This is a genomic window from Dolichospermum sp. UHCC 0406 (assembly GCF_009712025.1).
Lineage (GTDB): Bacteria > Cyanobacteriota > Cyanobacteriia > Cyanobacteriales > Nostocaceae > Dolichospermum > Dolichospermum lemmermannii.
The window spans coordinates 390,397-406,835 of sequence record NZ_VILA01000026.1 but is presented as its reverse complement, the minus strand read 5'-3'; the positions used below and the strand labels follow the sequence as shown (position 1 = coordinate 406,835).

Genomic DNA, 16,439 nt, shown 5'->3' with positions numbered 1-16,439 from the left:
CGAATTTACCATCAAATTTTCTTCATACTCATTTATTGGCTTGATATTAACATGGTAATACTGCCCTTTTTATCTATTCATAGAAGTTACATTTTGTCAAAAAAAATTAGATGCGTTTCCCCTGCATTTAGTCCTAACACTGCTAAACCTCGATTTTTTATAAGCGGTGGTGATGGACGCATTGTCAAACTCTGGGATTGGGATCAAGACAAAAAAAAATGGAAATGTCAAGATAATTTGAGAGGATACGCTAATCGCCTCTGGTCAGTGGCATTTAGTAAGAATGAAAATCAATCAATTTTTGCTTGTGGATGTGAAGATAATAACATTCATATTTGGAATTACAATGATCGCACACATATTCCTAGTTACACCCTTTCCAAACATAAGGATTGGGTTTGGTCAGTAGCCTTCAACCATGATGGAACACTTTTAGCTAGTGCTAGTGAAGATAAGACTATTGGTCTTTGGCAGTTTAAAGATAACAACTGGAATCTTATAAATCCTGAAGCAGAAAATACATCACAAACAAACCACTTACTTAACATAAAACATACTAAACGCGTTAGATGTGTTGCTTTTCATCCTACGGAAAATATTTTAGCTAGTACAGGGAATGATAATATAGTTATTCTATGGGATCTAAGAAATCTGAATAATATAAAAGTATTATCCAAATTTACGAATCACACCGACCGAGTGTTATCCCTAGCTTTTAGTCCAGATGGTCATTTCTTAGCTAGTAGCAGTCGGGATAAGACTATTCGTTTGATAGACATTGTAGATAGTGAACCAAGCAATGACCAGCAGTCAAACTCTTCGGTTTTGGAAAAACAACTGGAGGGGCATCAAGATCAAGTTCATAGTATTGCTTTTATTAAAAACACTGAAGGTTTAGTTTTTCCAAAAGAACAGGAAAATCCTCCAGAAACCCAGGAAATTAAACCCTTTTTGGTTAGCAGTGGTTTTGATAGACAACTGATATTATGGGGGATTAATCACAATAATACCTCTGTGGAGAAACTATGTTCTGTGAATGAAGGTCAAAGAATACTTTCTGTTGCGTGTCACCCCACAGAACTAATTATTGCTAGTGCCGGGCATGATCGCATTATTATACTATGGAAAATAGAAAAAAATGAAAAAAATGAATATGTATTCAAAAAAATCAAGATACTTAAAGGACATAAACGCGCTGTAGAATCTATAGTATTTACTCCTGATTGCAAGAGGTTAATTAGTTGTGGACAAGACCAGACTATTAGGTTTTGGGATGTAGAGGTAGATAAGAATAAGGAGATTAGTAAAATTAATATTAGTCTTCACACCATAGAACTTGATAAACCGTACCAGGGTATGAATATTTCTGGAGTTAAAAATTTAGATCCTGCCCAAATATCTGTTTTAGAAGAATTAGGAGCTTCAAGAGATTAACAAATAAGCTGGTTGAATCAAAAAAAACGGAACTATTAAGTTTTATTCTTCCAAAAATTCAAAATGCCTTAAACCTTCTTCAATTCCTGCCGCAAACTCAGCTTTTGCTAAGTAACGATTTTCGTTTGGGTTTTCGTTGTGCCAATCTAGTAATTCTTGTTTAGCATTTGCAACAATAATACCTTTTTCTTTTCTATTGGCAAAGAGGGCAATATCATTACCAGAGTCCCCACACGCAACTGTTTTGGCTGGTTCTATTTCTAAATATTCGCGGACAAAGGTCATGGACATACCTTTGTTGGCTTTACGTGGTAGGATGTCTAGGTCTTTGTTATCACTATAAATAACTTGAATATCTAAACTTTGTTGGAGTAAGGCTTTTTCTAAGTCTGATACTATTTGTAGAGCCGTTTTTTCTTGGAGAAAATAGCTAACTTTAAAAGGTCTTTGCTCACTTTCCGGCTGTGGTTTTAATTGAGTAAAATTGGCAGCTATTTTTACAACTAATTCTCTATCCCAATCTTCAGATAGATTCTCTGACCACTGATTATTAATAATCAATTGATCTTGATGATTATAAGAGTAAATTTCTGTACCTACGGCGCAAATGAGTATATTTGGCTGTAAAAGTGCTATTTGTTTGTGATTTTGTTGTTGTTCTAGTTGCTGATACAGATATAGCGATCGCCCAGTGGAGTAAACAATTTTTGTATTGTGTTGCTGACGATATAGTTCTAATTTGCGATTCAGTCCTTCCATTGCTTGATCATCACCCACGAGGGTGTGATCAAGATCGGTAATGAAAAGAAATTGAGTCACAGACAGTATGCTCCTTATATATAGTCGTTTTCAAACCAAATTCGCCTGACTATACCACAACTTGAAACCGAGTTGCAAAAAACTCAACTAAATGTAAAGTTAATTTATAGTAGTGAAATTGACCTTGACATTTTACCCCATACCAGCGATAAAGGTCAAGCAATGCAGTTTTTACGACAGAAGTGGAAATTTGCAGCCGAGCAGACTGTTGTTTGTGGCGATTCGGGTAATGATATTGCTTTATTCGCTGTCGGTCAGGAACGGGGAATCATTGTCGGGAATGCTCGTCCAGAGTTACTCCAATGGTATCATCAGCATCCTGCGGACTACCGTTACCTCGCCCAAAACCGTTGTGCTGCTGGGATTATGGAAGGTTTAAAATATTTTGGTTTCCTAGAATGATTAGCTATCTTAAAGGTATTGTCGCCGGTGTCCAAGCCATTACTCCTAATCGCGTCATCTTGACCTTAGAAGTCAATGGCACAGGTTACGATTTACAAATTCCCCAACGTCTGGCTAACCAGTTAACCTCAACTGGGGATGTGATCCAAATCTTTACCCATTACCAGATTCGGGAAGAAGTACCCATGCTTTACGGTTTTTCTTCTCCTTCCGAACGGGATTTATTTCGCCATTTGCTCAGTGTTAGCGGTATTGGTGCAGCATTAGCGATCGCTCTCTTGGATACAATGGAATTACCAGAGTTAGTCCAAGCCATTGTCGCTGCTAACATCCAAATGCTAATTCAAGCCCCTGGAGTGGGCAAGAAAACCGCTGAACGCATTTGTTTAGAACTAAAGAGTAAACTCATCGAATGGCGCAAATCAGCGGGCTTCTTTGTGGCTACAGGGGGACCCGCACCAGGAATTTTAGAAGAAGTGCAAATGACTCTTTTCGCTTTGGGATATACTGCCCATGAAGTCAGTCACGCTTTGCACACAGTTAGCGAAAATATTGGTTTACCCAAAAATGCCTATGTGGAAGATTGGATTAGACAAGCGATCGCCTATCTTAGCAGTAGTGAAGTAGAGTGTTCCTAATTCATGATCAATAATAATCCCTATGCTTGGATAAATGAATCTCTCGCCACTATTCATCGGGCTGACTGGTATCGTTCCGTGCAAACTATTCACAGCCGACCCGGTGCAACTGTGGTCTTATCTGGGCAAGAGGTTATTAATTTTGCCAGTAATGATTACTTAGGATTAGCAGGAGATGAACGCTTACAAATAGCCGCCATTACTGCTATTCAACAATTCGGCACTGGTAGTACAGGTTCTAGATTACTCAGTGGGCATCGAGAAATACATAGAGAATTAGAACAGGGAATCGCATCTACTAAGCAAACCCAAGACGCATTAGTATTTAGTTCTGGTTATTTAGCAAATTTAGGGACAATTGCGGCCATAGTCGGCAAAAGAGACTTAATTTTCTCTGATGAATATAACCATTCCAGCTTAAAAAAAGGGGCAATTCTCAGCGGTGCAACTGTCATGGAATATCCGCACGGTGGTACTGCAGTACTGCAAGAAAAGTTATGGGAACACAGGAAAAATTTTCGCCGCTGTTTGATCATCACTGATAGCGTCTTTAGCATGGATGGTGATTTATGTCCATTACCCCAACTGCTAGATTTAGCTGAAGAATTTAGGAGTATGCTACTGCTCGATGAAGCTCATGCTACGGGAGTCATGGGAAAAACTGGCGCTGGCTGTGTAGAACATTTTGGGTGTACAGGGAGGGAATTAATTCAAATTGGCACATTAAGTAAAGCCTTGGGAAGTTTAGGCGGATATGTAGCCGGAAGTAGCTCCCTGATTGACTTTTTACGCAATCGCGCCCCCAGTTGGATTTATACCACCGCCCTTTCTCCCGCAGACACAGCAGCAGCAATAGCCGCTATGAAGATAGTGCGAGAAGAACCGGAAAGGCGATCGCAACTGTGGCAAAATGTCAATTATTTAAAACAATTAATTACAGAGAATTTACCTAATTTAAAATTATTACCCACAGAATCGGCGATATTATGTTTTCAATTATCTAGTGCAGCAGCCGCATTAACAGCCGGAAAGTATTTGCGAGAATCAGGAATTTTTGCCCCAGCTATTCGTCCCCCCACAGTTAGCACCAGTCGGATTAGAATATCTGTCATGGCTACCCATGAGTTAGGACATCTTCAGAAATTGGTAGAAGTGATCAAAAGTATGGAAGGGTAAGGCTTTATTGAGTTTAGCAGCGATAGCGAAGCACTGCTGCAAGCAGTTCGCCTGGAATGTTACGGTAATGAAAATTATTTCGCGCAAAGTCGCAAAGGAGCAAAGACGCAAAGAAAGAGATTTTCTTTTTAACCCATTGTAGAGATTTAGCAAAAAATTAAATCCTGGATATCCTGATTCTGACAATTATTATATAATCAATTTTGCTTACCTACTTATCAATAAGTAATCTCACTGGAAAATTTTATGCCTGTTTTTCTACAAACTCTGAAAGAGCAAGGTCTTCTTAACCAAGTTCAGATCACAATATGTAATGTAGGTTCACGGAAACTATCATCAGCAGATGATTATGGCGCTGGAGATTGGAACGTTTTTGCACCTAACTTAACTATTTATGGTTTTGATGCTGATGCTGATGCTTGTGAAGCGGCAGAAGCCGAACTGGAATCAAAAGGAATAAATTGGACTGAAAAACATATTCCTTTAGCTCTGGGTAAATGTATAGGTGCTGTTACTCTATATGTAACTAAACACCCCATGTGTAGTTCATTGTATGAACCAAATGAGCCATTGCTTTCCAGATTTGTAAATTTGCCAGAATTAGCAGGTTTGGATTTTACTATAGAAATTGAGACAACGACATTAGATGCTTTTTGTCAAGCAGAAGGAATTGAGACAATAGATTTCTTGCAGATAGATGTGCAAGGTGCAGATTTAGACGTTTTACAAGGAGCATCTGAGATTTTAACACGTGGGGTGTTGGGGGTGCAGATTGAAGTTGAGTTTTCGCCTTTATATTTAAATCAACCTTTGTTTGCTGATGTGGATACCCATCTCAGAAAAAATGGTTTTACATTATTTAACTTAGCAACTGCCTATCGTCCTCGCGCCCGTTCACCAATAGTATCAAAAAATCGCTCTGGACAGATACTCTGGGGAGATGCTTTCTATCTTCAAGATCCTATAGATAAAAATGTCAATCCTGTTGTTAAAGAACCTGGTAAAATCTTCAAAGTAGCTTGTGTAGCTGATGTTTTAGGTTTTCCTGATTACGCTTTAGAGCTATTAGAGTACCTGACAGTTAATTATGGAGACAATCCACAATACAACTTTGCCAAAACTATTATGAAGAGTTTATCTCAATTTCCCGAATTAGTAGAACAAGGCTTAGATTCCCTAGCTGTAGTTAATAATATTCGTCCTTATGTTAATAAATAAACTCAAGTTCGTAGTGAGGACTTCAGTCCTCATTATTCAAAATCTGAGTGATAAATCACTCACTACTAACTAGAATCAATATTGAGTCTCTAACATAATCAAATCAAAATCATGGAAAACCAAGAGCAGCGTTTGTAATAAGTGAAAAACTTCTATCTTTTCTACAGGGTTGCCAGTCAGAGGATTAAAAGGTCTAAACTTTTGCCAATATTCCACTAAAGACATCATTGATAGAGACTGATCAAATAAAGGTAACAAGCAGAGAGCCATTAAGCTATCTATATTAACCACATCATTCTTTAAACCTAAATCTTGAGACAGAGAAAAGACTTTTCCTTCTGTTACACAAGTTATTCGTAGGTTGGGTTGAGGTAACAAAACCCAACATTACCAATGATTTCGTTGGGTTATGGCTAACGCCTCCCGTCAGGGATACGTTCTATTGCTTGGCGTTCACGCAGTGTCCCCCAGGGATACGTTCACGTGACCCAACCCAACCTACCATATAATGACTTTTTGAGGCTTAACCGAGCATTATTGGGAAGCGATGCCTACGGCGAGCGAAGCTATCGCCCTCTTTCAGCAGTCTTTACAACTCAATGAAAGCATTGGGGATATCCAAGGTAAAGCCATGACATTATGGTGGTTAGGGCATATCGCAAAACAACAAGGATGACAATTATGAAGCCGCTAAATATGGCAACTAGAAGATGAATATGAGCAATTACCATAGGTTTTATAGGCAATTAGGATATTATAAAAATAGCGTAAAAGGTGAATCAGATGGTTGTCACAATTTCTGAAGCTAAAAAAAATCCAGTTGGAGCTTTGCTATCAAATCTAACATGGGAAACTCTGGAAAAATTAGATGCAGATTTGGCAGAAACTGGAGCGCAGTTAACTTATTTAGATGGGTATTTAGAAATTATGACTCCTTTATCTGATGCCCATGAAGAACCTAAAAATACTTTAGGTCAGCTTTTAGAGATTTATATGCGGGTGAAAAATATTCGTTTTTATGGACGTGGTAGTACAACAATTGGGACAAAAGAATTAGGCGCACGCAAAGAACCAGATGAGTCTTATTGTCTGAGTAAACGCAAACCAGTTCCAGACTTGGCAATTGAGGTAATAGTCACCAGTGGTGGAATTGACACCCTAGAAATTTATCGTCGAGTCGGAGTATCAGAGGTTTGGTTTTGGCAAGATGGTGTAATTTCGGTTTATTGTTTGCGTTCTACAGGATATGATTTAGTAAGTAAGAGTGAATTATTACCAGAATTAGATTTGCGGTCACTAGAGTTTTATTCTCGAATGGCAGATCAATATGATGCAGTGAATGCTTTTATGCAATCGTTGATGTAGAGAAGCGATGCCTACGGCGAGGGAAGCTATCGCCCTCTACCAGCAGTCTTTACAAATCAGTGAAAGCATTGGCAATATCCAAGGTAAAGCCGCGACTTTGCACTGTTTAGCTAACAAATGGCAAACAGTTAAGGTACTTTCTTAAACTTCCAAATTTTGAAAGTGCTGCAACAAACATCAAAACAAGAAACTGATGGTATAAATATGCTGGTGATCAAGCTATCCTTAACTCCTTATCTTCATCGCTATTATTATTTTCTTCCATTTTTATTCGATAGATAATTCCATTCAAACTTATAAAAGAGACGTTTCATGAAACGTCTCTACATTGTTTTTCAAAACATCTAATCAACTTTAAACCTAGCTAACAATTCCTCACGGGAAAGATTAGATAAATTAAGTAATAACTGGGTTCTTTCCGTTAAAGAAAGTTCCATCATCGGAATCACAATAGTAGATAACTCCTCATCTAAATTACCAAAACGCACCGCTAACAAACTCTCGACCATCAAACGCTGTCCGTCTTGTTGTCCTTCCTGTCTTCCTTCCTGTCTTCCTTCTTCTATTCCCTCTTGTTTCCATTCTTCACACTGTTTAAGATATGCTGGTGATAAACTCATAATTAACTCCCTTACTTCTTCATCATTGACATCACTATTCAATTCTAAATTTTTCTGCCAAGATGCGAAAATTGCTACCAGTTTGTTCAATTTATCATTCTCTCGTGAAAGTTCAACAACTTTGCTGATAGCTTCAGTTTGAGTTTTGCCTTTTCCCATTGCCCTTAACCATAGTGTATCCTCTATTATGGGTAATTGGTTAATAGCAACAATAGCCGCTTTCTGGTATTTTGGCAGAAAATAAACTCCTTTTTCCCATCCCTCCTTTGTTTTTGCTCCAAACCCTTCCAAGATTCTTTCAGAACAAGTTGGTGTTAAAATCCATAGAAAGGGTAATTCTTCTTCAGAGATAGAACGTTTTTCTCTTTTTGCTTGTCTTAACAATTCACCCTGAACGCTATACAATTTTAACAAACAACTTCTAATTTCTATCTCATTACGTGCATTACGGTAAGGTTCAAAAAGACAGCTTGTAACTGCCATTTTTCCTAATAATCCTAATTCTGAATTTATAACTGTTGTTGTCGGAACAAACCAAACATCTATTTCCTGAACTTCGCTTTTTACATCTTTACTGGTTTTGACCTCTCCTAAAGGTGCTAATAATTCTTCTAGATATTCTTTAGCAAGTTGGTCGTGCGGTTGTCTTGTCATAAATTAGTATTTTCTTATATCAGTATATAAAGTTTTATTATCCCGATTCTCAAAGCGTGAGGGAAATTATCAATAATCTGCACAAATCAAGGCATTAGACCTTTATGATACAATAATACTAACTCAATTAAGAACTCTCCCCTAATTTTTTTCATTTTCCAATCATCAATCCATGAACAAAAGGTGATCAAAAAGTCGGGGATCTCGGTTATTTGTATCACCTATCACCTACTGCTATGACCTTTGACTTTCCTAATACCGCCCTTTCCGTAGCTGGTTTAACCGACTATCTAAAATTACTCTTAGAACAAGATGAAATTCTCAGACAAGTGTGGGTAACTGGAGAAGTTTCCAGCACCAATCATCACCAGAGTGGGTTATTTTTTACATTAAGAGATACTGATAGTACAGCCGCGATTAAGTGCGTGGCTTGGAAAAGTCAAGTAGCAAAATTAGCACAAATGCCAGTTCCTGGTGAACAGTTAATTATTTTAGGCAGTATTCGTATTTACCCGCAACGGGGAGAGTATCAATTAACAGTGTGGCAAGCCTTACCTGCTGGTGTAGGTTTACAGGCATTACGCTATCAACAACTGAAAAATCGCTTACAGGCTGAGGGACTATTTGATACAGAGAGAAAAAGATACTTTCCCTCACATCCGCAAATTATCGCCGTTATTACGTCCCCAACAGCAGCCGCTTGGGGTGATATTCAAAAAACCCTTAAACATAGATATCCCGGCTTACACATCTTATTTTCTCCCGCAACAGTACAAGGTGAACAAGCACCAGCATCTATCGTAAAAGCCATTGAACGGGTTAAAAAAGATGGACGTGCAGAAGTATTAATTTTATCAAGAGGTGGTGGTGCTGTTGAGGAATTAGCTTGTTTTAATGATGAAAGAGTGGTTATGGCTGTTGCTAATTGTCCAATTCCCGTTATTACTGGTATTGGACATGAAAGGGATGAATCCTTAACTGATTTGGTGGCCGATTTATGCGTACATACACCAACAGCCGCAGCGGAAACCGTAGTACCTGCATTGGCTGATTTGCAAATTCAACACCAACAGCGAATTACAGGCTTGTGTACAGCCGTAAATTCATCATTAGCAGCTAGGGAAAAGCAACTTCAAGGATTAAAACATCGGTTGCGTCAATTGCGGTTAGATAGACAAGTAGAACAGGAAAGAGACAAGTTATCTTGGAAACATCGGCAATTATTACAGGTAACAACGGGAAAATTACAACAGGCCGACCAACACTTAGAAATGTTACGACAAAAATTGGCTAGTATTGACCCCAAGTCCGTTTTACAGCGTGGCTATGCAGTGGTGATAACAGAAAATGGTGTAATTCCTCGTTCTGTATCAGAATTAACTATAGGAGAAAATTTAGTGATTCAGTTGGCACAAGGTAAGGTAACAGTTAAAGTTATAGAAGTTACTGAAGGTTGAGTTCTGGAAAATATATTTTCAGACTTGAGGCTTCATACTCAGGATGCTCTACTGTACGCTGTAAGCTATGTCCTATCATGATTCTGCCTTATTACAAAAAATCTCTGTCGAGATTTGTCAATCAATTATTGCTATTCAAAAACAGCAACCAGAATTCTTGATTGCAAAATATCGAACTATTAACTGGCAAATATCTACAAATAAATCGGCTTTAAGTACAAAATTCACAGCCATACTCAGTCAAACTCAAAGCTGGGATGAATTATTACAAAGACTGCAATCATCACTTAAAGCGGTGCTTGTTCCCGCAGCTTTTGATTCACAAATACTATCAGATTTAATATCTGCTGTTGAGCAGCTAAATCCAGAAAATATTGATGTAAATACTAACCATTTACTCCAACGACAATCTGCTAGTATAACTATTTTGCTTTTAGATGCAGAAAACCTGCAACTAAACACGAATACAGAAAAGTTTTTAACTACAATTTGTCATTGTCCTGTACAAGTTAAAATTGCTTTTGCTAATTGGTCAAATCGCGGAAAGTTGGATGTAGAATTACATGAACGTGGCTATGATTTAATTCATGTTCCTGCTGGTAGAGATAATGCTGATGGTAAAATGATTGCGGTGGGTTCTTCTATTCATGAACGCTATCCTCATGTGAAGGAGGTGTTTGTTTGTTCGTCAGATAAGGTAATGACAAACTTATGTAATACACTACAACAAAATGGGATATTAGTTTATCAAGTTACTCAGCATGGAGAAAATATTAAAGTATTCAATAGTTTAACAAGTGAAACTATTAATTATTCTCTTAAACCTTTGCCAGAGATACCATCTATAGAGCAGTTTCTTTTGCAAATGAAGGGTTTGATTAAATTACAACAAAAACAAACTAAAAGTTATTGGATTAAGCTTTCGATTCTGTCTAAATTATTTAAAAGCAAACATCAATTAACCATTAGCCAAATTATTGCTCATCACTTTCCCGGTAAGCAAGCCAAAGACGTATTTATTCACTATCCATCTGAGATTGTAGTTCATCAAATTGATGAGAAATCTGAATTATATGTCACCCTTTTTGAACATCATCAATCGAAATCAGAAAATACTCAGGATAATTCACAACAGGAAATTCTGACATCAAAAGTATTATATCCTATTAATTCTTCCGCAGATTTAGAGCAAGCAATCAAGAATATTTTGACTAATTTAAGCAAGGTAGATAATCATAAATCTGTTGATATTAGTATTTTGGCAAGTAAATTTTATCAGCAATATGGTAAACCAATAACTGAACAAATCAAACAATTAAAGATTGGGGGTAGTTTTGCTAAATTTCTCCATTCTTGTCATTCTTTGCAAATTCAGCAAGTCGGTAAAAAATGGGAAGTGGGTGTGAAAAAATCTGGACTATGATTTGTTGGATTTGGATAATTAATTTGATTTAGAGGATTAAACCCAGAATACCGAGATAGACTGTACTATAAATATAGTCTGTAAAGAAATGTAAATATTATGATGCTACAAGATAAAGTTATTGTCATTGTCGGTGCTACTGGTGGTATTGGTTCTACCTTAACTCGTCAGTTATCCTCCACTGGTGCGAGGTTGGTACTTGTAGCTAGAGACGGGGAAAGTTTAGCAGCATTAGCTAATGAGTTATCAGGAGAGGTGCTGACAGTTCCTACTGATATTACTCAACCTCAACAGGTAGACGCATTAATTCAAAGGACAATAGCTCAGTTTGGACAAATTGATGTTTTGGTAAATGCAGCCGGAGCGGGTATTCTCAAAGCCTACAACACCATTGAATCGGCAGATTTAGATGCAATGCTGGATTTGAATTTAAAAGGCTGTTTTTACACCACTCAAGCCGCAGCGAAGGAGATGCAAAAACGGAAATCTGGTCATATTTGTAATGTTGTCGGTATTCTTGGTAAACATTCAATGCCTATGGCTGCGGCTTATTCTGCGTCTAAGTTCGGTGTGGTGGGTTTTAGTAAATGTATAGCGGAAGAACTGAAACGCTTTGGGGTGAAAATTACGCTTTTTTACTTTGGGGGGATAGATTCTTCTTTTTGGGATAAGGTAAATTTAAAAGTAGATCGGAGTAAAATGCTGAGTTGTGAAACTGCGGCAAATGCTATTTTTTATGCTTTATCTGCCGAACCCCAGGCTATACCCATGGAAATTAATATTCAACCTGAGAGTCATTTATTTTTTTAGTATGTCATAGATAAAGGTGATAGTAAATACTGGATTTAAAATAAATTATGCTGCAAATTGATCACGTTCACTTTTATGTCGAAGATGCCCAAAGGTGGCGAGATTGGTTTGTTTATTGTCTTGGTTTTCAAACAGTAAATGATGGCTTTTTTCCAAGTCTTTCTCATCATCAAAAATCGTTACATACTCGGACAGAAGTGGTGAAAAGTGGATCTGTCTACTTTTTACTTTCTTCTGCGATTTTACCGACTAGCCCGGTGGCTGAGTTTTTGCGTCAACATCCTCCCGGTGTGGCTGATATAGCCTTTGTAGTTGATGATGTGGAAGCTTTGACAGCAAGGGCTATAAGTAATGGGGCCAGGATTCTCCAACCTGTTGAAGATGCTGGATTTTGTCAGTATGCCAAAATTGCTGCTTGGGGTAGTTTAAATCATACGTTAATTACTAAAAATACAGCAAGAATAGCAGATAACGAAAATATTTTACATGATTCTATTACGGCGATTGATCATCTAGTTTTGAATGTGGGAGTTGGTGAATTAGAAACTGCTGTTAATTGGTATCAAAAAATATTTGATTTTCAACCTCAACAAACTTTTAATATTAAAACTGATCGTTCTGGTTTGCATAGTCAGGTAATGATTTCACCTCATGGTAATATTCAATTACCAATTAATGAACCGGCTTCGCCTAGTTCGCAAATTCAGGAGTTTTTGGATGTAAATCGAGGGGCAGGTATTCAACATATTGCTTTATTAATACCTGATCTTGTGAATGCAATTTCTCGATTTCGCGCTGCTGGTTTATCTTTTCTTTCTGTTCCCCAAAGTTACTATTCCCAGCTACAACAACGATATAAATTTTCTCTGTCAACTGAAGAATTACAAGCTATATCTCATCAGGAAATTCTGGTAGACTGGCATGAAAATTCTCACCCAGGTCAGTTATTATTGCAAATTTTCAGTCAACCAATTTTTTCAAGACCAACTTTCTTCTTTGAGTTTATTGAACGTCGTTCTTTTGCCCAAGGTTTTGGAGAAGGTAATTTTCTGGCTTTATTTCAAGCTATTGAACGTGAACAAATTAAACGCGGTATTGATTTCCCTTCAAGCCAGGGAATAAATTCCCTGTCTAAAAGCTAAAGTCGGTTAAAACCGACTATTTTATCAGCATAAATAGGATAATTTTTAATCCTCACCTACTTACTGGGAACGTTGAATATTACCTGCTTTTACCCAACCTTCTTTATCGGTATCAGCAATGCGAATTTTTTGCCATTTTTTATCGGCGCTTTCTTCTAAAATAATTACTTTTTTATTACCACCAACTCCACCAGTAGTGGAAGAATTTGCGTCTGGTTCAGACCGCATACTTAGTCCTTGCGCCCAAGTAACTGTTCCTTCGTAAGCATCTGGTGGTAATGGTTTGGGTGATTCTGTGGGTGTGGGAGTAGCTGTAGGGCTAGATGTGGGGTTGGGAGTAGCTGGTTTTTGCGGTTGAGATTTGGGAGTGGCTTTGGGCTTTTTAATTTGTCTAGAAGGATTATCGTTAGCATACAGTGGCTTGGGAGGAGTTACTGCGGTACGGTTAACAAAATATAGGGCAACTGTTAAGCCAGTACCTAATAAAACTGCGATCGCTAAAATAAAACCGAGTATAACTTTAAGTAAGTTTGTAAGCATATAGTAGGGAATTGGTAATTGGTAATTGGTAATTGGTAATTGGTAATTGGGAGAAATTTTCTTCCTTCTTCCTTCTTCCTTCTTTCTTCTTTCTTCTTTCTTCTTTCTTTTCTTCCTCCTGACTCCTGACTCCTGACTCCTGACTCCTGACTCCTGACTCCTGACTCCTGACTCCTATAATTGACGTTGAATGCGATCGCTTAAAGGACTGTATTTTGAGGCTAGACGCGCCCTACCGGATGCTGCCCATTCTTGGAGTTTTTGAATCTGTTCGAGGGCAGTTCGTGCCAAGGGGATAATTTGACTAGCAGCCTCTAAAATATCATCAGTGGTGAAATCACGGTTTTGACTAAAGCCAATGTGCATGGCTTCAATTAAAGTTTGTTCAATTTCTGCACCGGAAAAATCGGGAGTTTCGTAGGCTAATCTTTCGATTTCATAGCTGTTCAAATTATGGGGACGCAATCGGGATAAATGCACATTGAAAATGGCTTTTCTTTCTTCTTGGCTGGGTAAACCGACAAAGAAAATTTCATCAAATCGCCCTTTTCTTAACATTTCTGGTGGTAACGCCTGAATATCATTAGCAGTAGCCACAACAAATACAGGAGAAGTTTTTTCCGCTAACCAATTGATAAAAGTCCCAAATACCCGGCTGGTAGTTCCTGCATCACCTTTGCTACCCAAACCCGAAAAAGCTTTGTCAATTTCATCAATCCAAAGTATACAGGGAGCGAGCGCTTCTGCGACTTGAATCATTTGCCGGGTGCGGGATTCTGACTCACCCACCAAACCACCAAATAACCGCCCTACGTCTAATCGTAACAGAGGTAAATGCCAATGGTGAGCGATCGCTTTGGCCGTTAAAGATTTACCAGTTCCTTGAATTCCCACCAACATTAACCCACGGGGATAAGGTAAACCATATTGTCGGGCTTTTTCGCTAAACGAACCCCCACGCCGAATTAACCAATCTTTCAAATTATCCAAACCACCAATATCAGTAATTTCCTCAGTGGCGGGGTAAAAATCAAGAATTTGGGTTTGGCGGATAGTTTGCCGCTTTTCTGCCAAAACTAAATCTACATCTTCCGGTTCTAATTGTCCATGAGTGGCGATTCCTCGCGCCAATACCCGGCGGATTCTTTCCATAGACAACCCTTGACAAGAACGCACCAAATCATCCAAAAACTTGCCAACAGGGGGATTCCCGGTGGCTTGTAACAACCGTTCCACCTCCATTTTGATTTCCGAGGCGTTAGGTAGGGGAAACTCAACCACCGTCAGCACTTCCGTCAAATCGTCAGGAATAGCGACGCGAGGGGATAATAGGACAATATTTTTCGGTTGTGATTTCAGCAGTTTGGCTAAATTACGAAGTTTACGAGAAATAGCCACATCATCCAAAAATCTATGATAATCTCGTAAAATCAACACCGCAGGTGCAGCAGCAGTCAACTTTTCCACAAACTCCAAAGCCTGTAACGGGTTACGTTTACCAAACCCCACATCATTGGGACTTCCTTGATAACCGTCCACAAAATCCCAAGTATACACCGGACGATTACCTTGATTTATCGCCTCTTCCCGAATCGCCGCTTCTACCCGTTCTTCCTCATAAGTAGGAATATAAATCAACGGATAACGAGCGCGGAGTAACAATTTAAACTCATCACGAAAATTCATAAAATTAATTATTTTTAAATTTAGAAATTCAGGATTTTAAAAAAATCTCTAACTTATGATACATTATTAGCTGGTTATAGCGGTATGCACTTGAATAAGATCCTAAAATCCGGTTTTAGCTGACTGCTAACCACTGATAGCTGAATGCTTACACTTATTTTTTATCTCAGTGTCAAACTCAAACCTTGTTGATCTAAAATACAAATTAGGGTATAATTTTCATAAAACAGATTTTTATCTCTAAATCACCATGAATAAAGTTACATTAGAGATTCCTGATCAATTAATGAATCAATTGCAAAATCAATCTGATTCTTTACAAAATATTTTGCTTAAAGCTCTGGAAGCATATTTAGCGAAAGAACAATCAAATTTAATTAAAACTAAGACTTGGGAACTCTGTGGAAGTTTAGAAATTCCTAATCCTGATCCTGAATTTATAATTAAAGATCAAAAAGCAGAACTATCTACTAACTATGCAGAACATATTGATGATGTTTTATATTAAACTCAAGTATTTTAATATAAAACCATGAATCAAGAAATAATTGTTGATACCTCAGCTTTAATTGCTTTTTTCGTTAAATCTGAAACCAATCATCAAATAGCAAAGCAATATACATACCATAATCTAAATCATCGCTGGATTATCTTAGAAACAGTATTTGATGAGACAGTCACTTGGATTAGAAGTAAAATTTCTAGTGATGCTTCTATTAAAATTGGTCAAGTTTTAAGAACTGAACATCGTTACATCAATATTTCTGATCAAGATGACCAGCTTATCTGGGAGACTTTTTGTAAATATAATGATAAAGAATGGAGTTATACTGATTGTTCTATTTTAGTAATGGCAAATCGTTTAAGTGTCTTTGAAGTTTTTGCCTTTGATGAGCATATTCGTCAGATGGCAGGATTAGGTATTATTTGTGTGCCATAAAAAATATCTCACAAAACATAAATTCGATTTTTTGTCAATGGTTAATTTCTAAATCATATCAAATTATCCTGTACCAATTCTTTCAAAAATACAATATAAGTTATATTCTTTATAT

18 protein-coding genes and 1 pseudogene are annotated in these 16,439 nt (G+C 37.6%); 14 read left to right on the top strand and 5 right to left on the bottom strand.

Annotated features, from left to right (window positions below; all coding sequences use genetic code 11):
• The first annotated feature begins 93 nt into the window (after nt 1-93).
• Nucleotides 94-1,434, top strand: coding sequence for a WD40 repeat domain-containing protein (locus tag FJR09_RS22135; protein ID WP_168654185.1), 1,341 nt, complete (start codon nt 94-96; stop codon nt 1,432-1,434).
• A gap of 42 nt (nt 1,435-1,476) precedes the next feature.
• On the opposite strand, the gene FJR09_RS22130 is transcribed toward FJR09_RS22135, so the two are convergent.
• Nucleotides 1,477-2,253: a sucrose-phosphate phosphatase gene (locus FJR09_RS22130; protein WP_168652878.1), complete on the bottom strand. Its 777-nt coding sequence runs from the start codon at nt 2,251-2,253 to the stop codon at nt 1,477-1,479.
• A 51-nt stretch (nt 2,254-2,304) separates the two neighbouring features.
• On the opposite strand from FJR09_RS22130, the pseudogene FJR09_RS22125 reads away from it, so the two are divergent.
• From FJR09_RS22125 to FJR09_RS22110, 4 genes and pseudogenes are all read left to right on the top strand, one after another.
• Nucleotides 2,305-2,655, top strand: a pseudogene (locus FJR09_RS22125) (HAD-IIB family hydrolase); the annotation flags it as partial.
• Entirely contained in the window at nt 2,652-3,293 is a 642-nt protein-coding gene (gene ruvA, locus FJR09_RS22120) for a Holliday junction branch migration protein RuvA (protein ID WP_168632195.1), read from the top strand. The pseudogene FJR09_RS22125 and the gene ruvA, both read left to right, overlap by 4 nt.
• 6 nt (nt 3,294-3,299) lie before the next feature.
• Nucleotides 3,300-4,469, top strand: a complete 1,170-nt coding sequence (bioF, locus tag FJR09_RS22115; protein ID WP_168652881.1) for an 8-amino-7-oxononanoate synthase — start codon at nt 3,300-3,302, stop codon at nt 4,467-4,469.
• A gap of 246 nt (nt 4,470-4,715) precedes the next feature.
• Nucleotides 4,716-5,687 carry an FkbM family methyltransferase gene (locus tag FJR09_RS22110; RefSeq protein ID WP_168650219.1) on the top strand — a complete coding sequence of 324 codons (972 nt, stop codon included), beginning with the start codon at nt 4,716-4,718 and terminating at the stop codon, nt 5,685-5,687.
• 75 nt (nt 5,688-5,762) lie between these two features.
• Here FJR09_RS22110 and FJR09_RS22105 read toward each other — a convergent pair whose 3' ends face one another.
• On the bottom strand, nt 5,763-6,065 hold the full coding sequence (locus FJR09_RS22105; RefSeq protein ID WP_168650221.1) for a hypothetical protein: 303 nt from the start codon (nt 6,063-6,065) through the stop codon (nt 5,763-5,765).
• Nucleotides 6,066-6,234: 169 nt separating this feature from the next.
• Between FJR09_RS22105 and FJR09_RS26030 the strand changes: the two genes are divergently transcribed.
• The 3 genes from FJR09_RS26030 to FJR09_RS22090 all read left to right on the top strand — a co-directional run bounded on the left by FJR09_RS26030 (nt 6,235) and on the right by FJR09_RS22090 (nt 7,197).
• Nucleotides 6,235-6,363 carry a hypothetical protein gene (locus FJR09_RS26030; protein WP_256369471.1) on the top strand — a complete coding sequence of 43 codons (129 nt, stop codon included), beginning with the start codon at nt 6,235-6,237 and terminating at the stop codon, nt 6,361-6,363.
• A gap of 107 nt (nt 6,364-6,470) precedes the next feature.
• Nucleotides 6,471-7,052: a Uma2 family endonuclease gene (locus tag FJR09_RS22095; RefSeq protein WP_168652877.1), complete on the top strand. Its 582-nt coding sequence runs from the start codon at nt 6,471-6,473 to the stop codon at nt 7,050-7,052.
• A 7-nt stretch (nt 7,053-7,059) separates the two neighbouring features.
• Complete coding sequence (locus FJR09_RS22090) at nt 7,060-7,197, top strand: hypothetical protein (protein ID WP_168650211.1); 138 nt, start codon at nt 7,060-7,062, stop codon at nt 7,195-7,197.
• Nucleotides 7,198-7,396: 199 nt separating this feature from the next.
• On the opposite strand, the gene FJR09_RS22085 is transcribed toward FJR09_RS22090, so the two are convergent.
• Nucleotides 7,397-8,326, bottom strand: a complete 930-nt coding sequence (locus FJR09_RS22085) for a Yae1 family protein (RefSeq protein WP_015080785.1) — start codon at nt 8,324-8,326, stop codon at nt 7,397-7,399.
• Between the two features lie 236 nt (nt 8,327-8,562).
• Here FJR09_RS22085 and xseA point away from each other — a divergent pair, with 236 nt between their 5' ends.
• The 4 genes from xseA to hppD all read left to right on the top strand — a co-directional run bounded on the left by xseA (nt 8,563) and on the right by hppD (nt 13,158).
• Nucleotides 8,563-9,783 carry an exodeoxyribonuclease VII large subunit gene (gene xseA, locus FJR09_RS22080; RefSeq protein WP_041458079.1) on the top strand — a complete coding sequence of 407 codons (1,221 nt, stop codon included), beginning with the start codon at nt 8,563-8,565 and terminating at the stop codon, nt 9,781-9,783.
• 67 nt (nt 9,784-9,850) lie between these two features.
• Nucleotides 9,851-11,206, top strand: coding sequence for an NYN domain-containing protein (locus FJR09_RS22075; protein ID WP_168652876.1), 1,356 nt, complete (start codon nt 9,851-9,853; stop codon nt 11,204-11,206).
• Between the two features lie 99 nt (nt 11,207-11,305).
• Nucleotides 11,306-12,016 carry an SDR family oxidoreductase gene (locus FJR09_RS22070; RefSeq protein ID WP_015080782.1) on the top strand — a complete coding sequence of 237 codons (711 nt, stop codon included), beginning with the start codon at nt 11,306-11,308 and terminating at the stop codon, nt 12,014-12,016.
• A 47-nt stretch (nt 12,017-12,063) separates the two neighbouring features.
• Nucleotides 12,064-13,158 (top strand): 4-hydroxyphenylpyruvate dioxygenase, encoded by a 1,095-nt coding sequence (gene hppD / locus FJR09_RS22065; protein ID WP_174782879.1) that lies wholly within the window; start codon nt 12,064-12,066, stop codon nt 13,156-13,158.
• A 60-nt stretch (nt 13,159-13,218) separates the two neighbouring features.
• On the opposite strand, the gene FJR09_RS22060 is transcribed toward hppD, so the two are convergent.
• Both FJR09_RS22060 and FJR09_RS22055 read right to left on the bottom strand, forming a co-directional pair.
• Nucleotides 13,219-13,698 (bottom strand): SH3 domain-containing protein, encoded by a 480-nt coding sequence (locus FJR09_RS22060; protein WP_168652875.1) that lies wholly within the window; start codon nt 13,696-13,698, stop codon nt 13,219-13,221.
• A 174-nt stretch (nt 13,699-13,872) separates the two neighbouring features.
• Complete coding sequence (locus tag FJR09_RS22055; protein ID WP_015080779.1) at nt 13,873-15,384, bottom strand: AAA family ATPase; 1,512 nt, start codon at nt 15,382-15,384, stop codon at nt 13,873-13,875.
• Between the two features lie 250 nt (nt 15,385-15,634).
• Here FJR09_RS22055 and FJR09_RS22050 point away from each other — a divergent pair, with 250 nt between their 5' ends.
• Both FJR09_RS22050 and FJR09_RS22045 read left to right on the top strand, forming a co-directional pair.
• Nucleotides 15,635-15,892 (top strand): hypothetical protein, encoded by a 258-nt coding sequence (locus tag FJR09_RS22050; protein ID WP_015080778.1) that lies wholly within the window; start codon nt 15,635-15,637, stop codon nt 15,890-15,892.
• Nucleotides 15,893-15,916: 24 nt separating this feature from the next.
• Nucleotides 15,917-16,324, top strand: coding sequence for a type II toxin-antitoxin system VapC family toxin (locus FJR09_RS22045; RefSeq protein WP_015080777.1), 408 nt, complete (start codon nt 15,917-15,919; stop codon nt 16,322-16,324).
• Nucleotides 16,325-16,439: the final 115 nt, after the last annotated feature.

What these genes read in the sequence shown, in the direction of transcription:
- FJR09_RS26030 (WP_256369471.1), top strand. Translation starts at nt 6,235, where the DNA reads ATGCCTACGGCGAGCGAAGCTATCGCCCTCTTTCAGCAGTCTTTACAA.
- FJR09_RS22045 (WP_015080777.1), top strand. Translation starts at nt 15,917, where the DNA reads ATGAATCAAGAAATAATTGTTGATACCTCAGCTTTAATTGCTTTTTTC.
- FJR09_RS22095 (WP_168652877.1), top strand. Translation starts at nt 6,471, where the DNA reads ATGGTTGTCACAATTTCTGAAGCTAAAAAAAATCCAGTTGGAGCTTTG.
- FJR09_RS22055 (WP_015080779.1), bottom strand. Translation starts at nt 15,384, where the DNA reads ATGAATTTTCGTGATGAGTTTAAATTGTTACTCCGCGCTCGTTATCCG.
- FJR09_RS22050 (WP_015080778.1), top strand. Translation starts at nt 15,635, where the DNA reads ATGAATAAAGTTACATTAGAGATTCCTGATCAATTAATGAATCAATTG.
- FJR09_RS22085 (WP_015080785.1), bottom strand. Translation starts at nt 8,326, where the DNA reads ATGACAAGACAACCGCACGACCAACTTGCTAAAGAATATCTAGAAGAA.
- hppD (WP_174782879.1), top strand. Translation starts at nt 12,064, where the DNA reads ATGCTGCAAATTGATCACGTTCACTTTTATGTCGAAGATGCCCAAAGG.
- FJR09_RS22110 (WP_168650219.1), top strand. Translation starts at nt 4,716, where the DNA reads ATGCCTGTTTTTCTACAAACTCTGAAAGAGCAAGGTCTTCTTAACCAA.
- xseA (WP_041458079.1), top strand. Translation starts at nt 8,563, where the DNA reads ATGACCTTTGACTTTCCTAATACCGCCCTTTCCGTAGCTGGTTTAACC.
- FJR09_RS22075 (WP_168652876.1), top strand. Translation starts at nt 9,851, where the DNA reads ATGTCCTATCATGATTCTGCCTTATTACAAAAAATCTCTGTCGAGATT.
- FJR09_RS22070 (WP_015080782.1), top strand. Translation starts at nt 11,306, where the DNA reads ATGATGCTACAAGATAAAGTTATTGTCATTGTCGGTGCTACTGGTGGT.
- FJR09_RS22060 (WP_168652875.1), bottom strand. Translation starts at nt 13,698, where the DNA reads ATGCTTACAAACTTACTTAAAGTTATACTCGGTTTTATTTTAGCGATC.
- ruvA (WP_168632195.1), top strand. Translation starts at nt 2,652, where the DNA reads ATGATTAGCTATCTTAAAGGTATTGTCGCCGGTGTCCAAGCCATTACT.
- FJR09_RS22090 (WP_168650211.1), top strand. Translation starts at nt 7,060, where the DNA reads ATGCCTACGGCGAGGGAAGCTATCGCCCTCTACCAGCAGTCTTTACAA.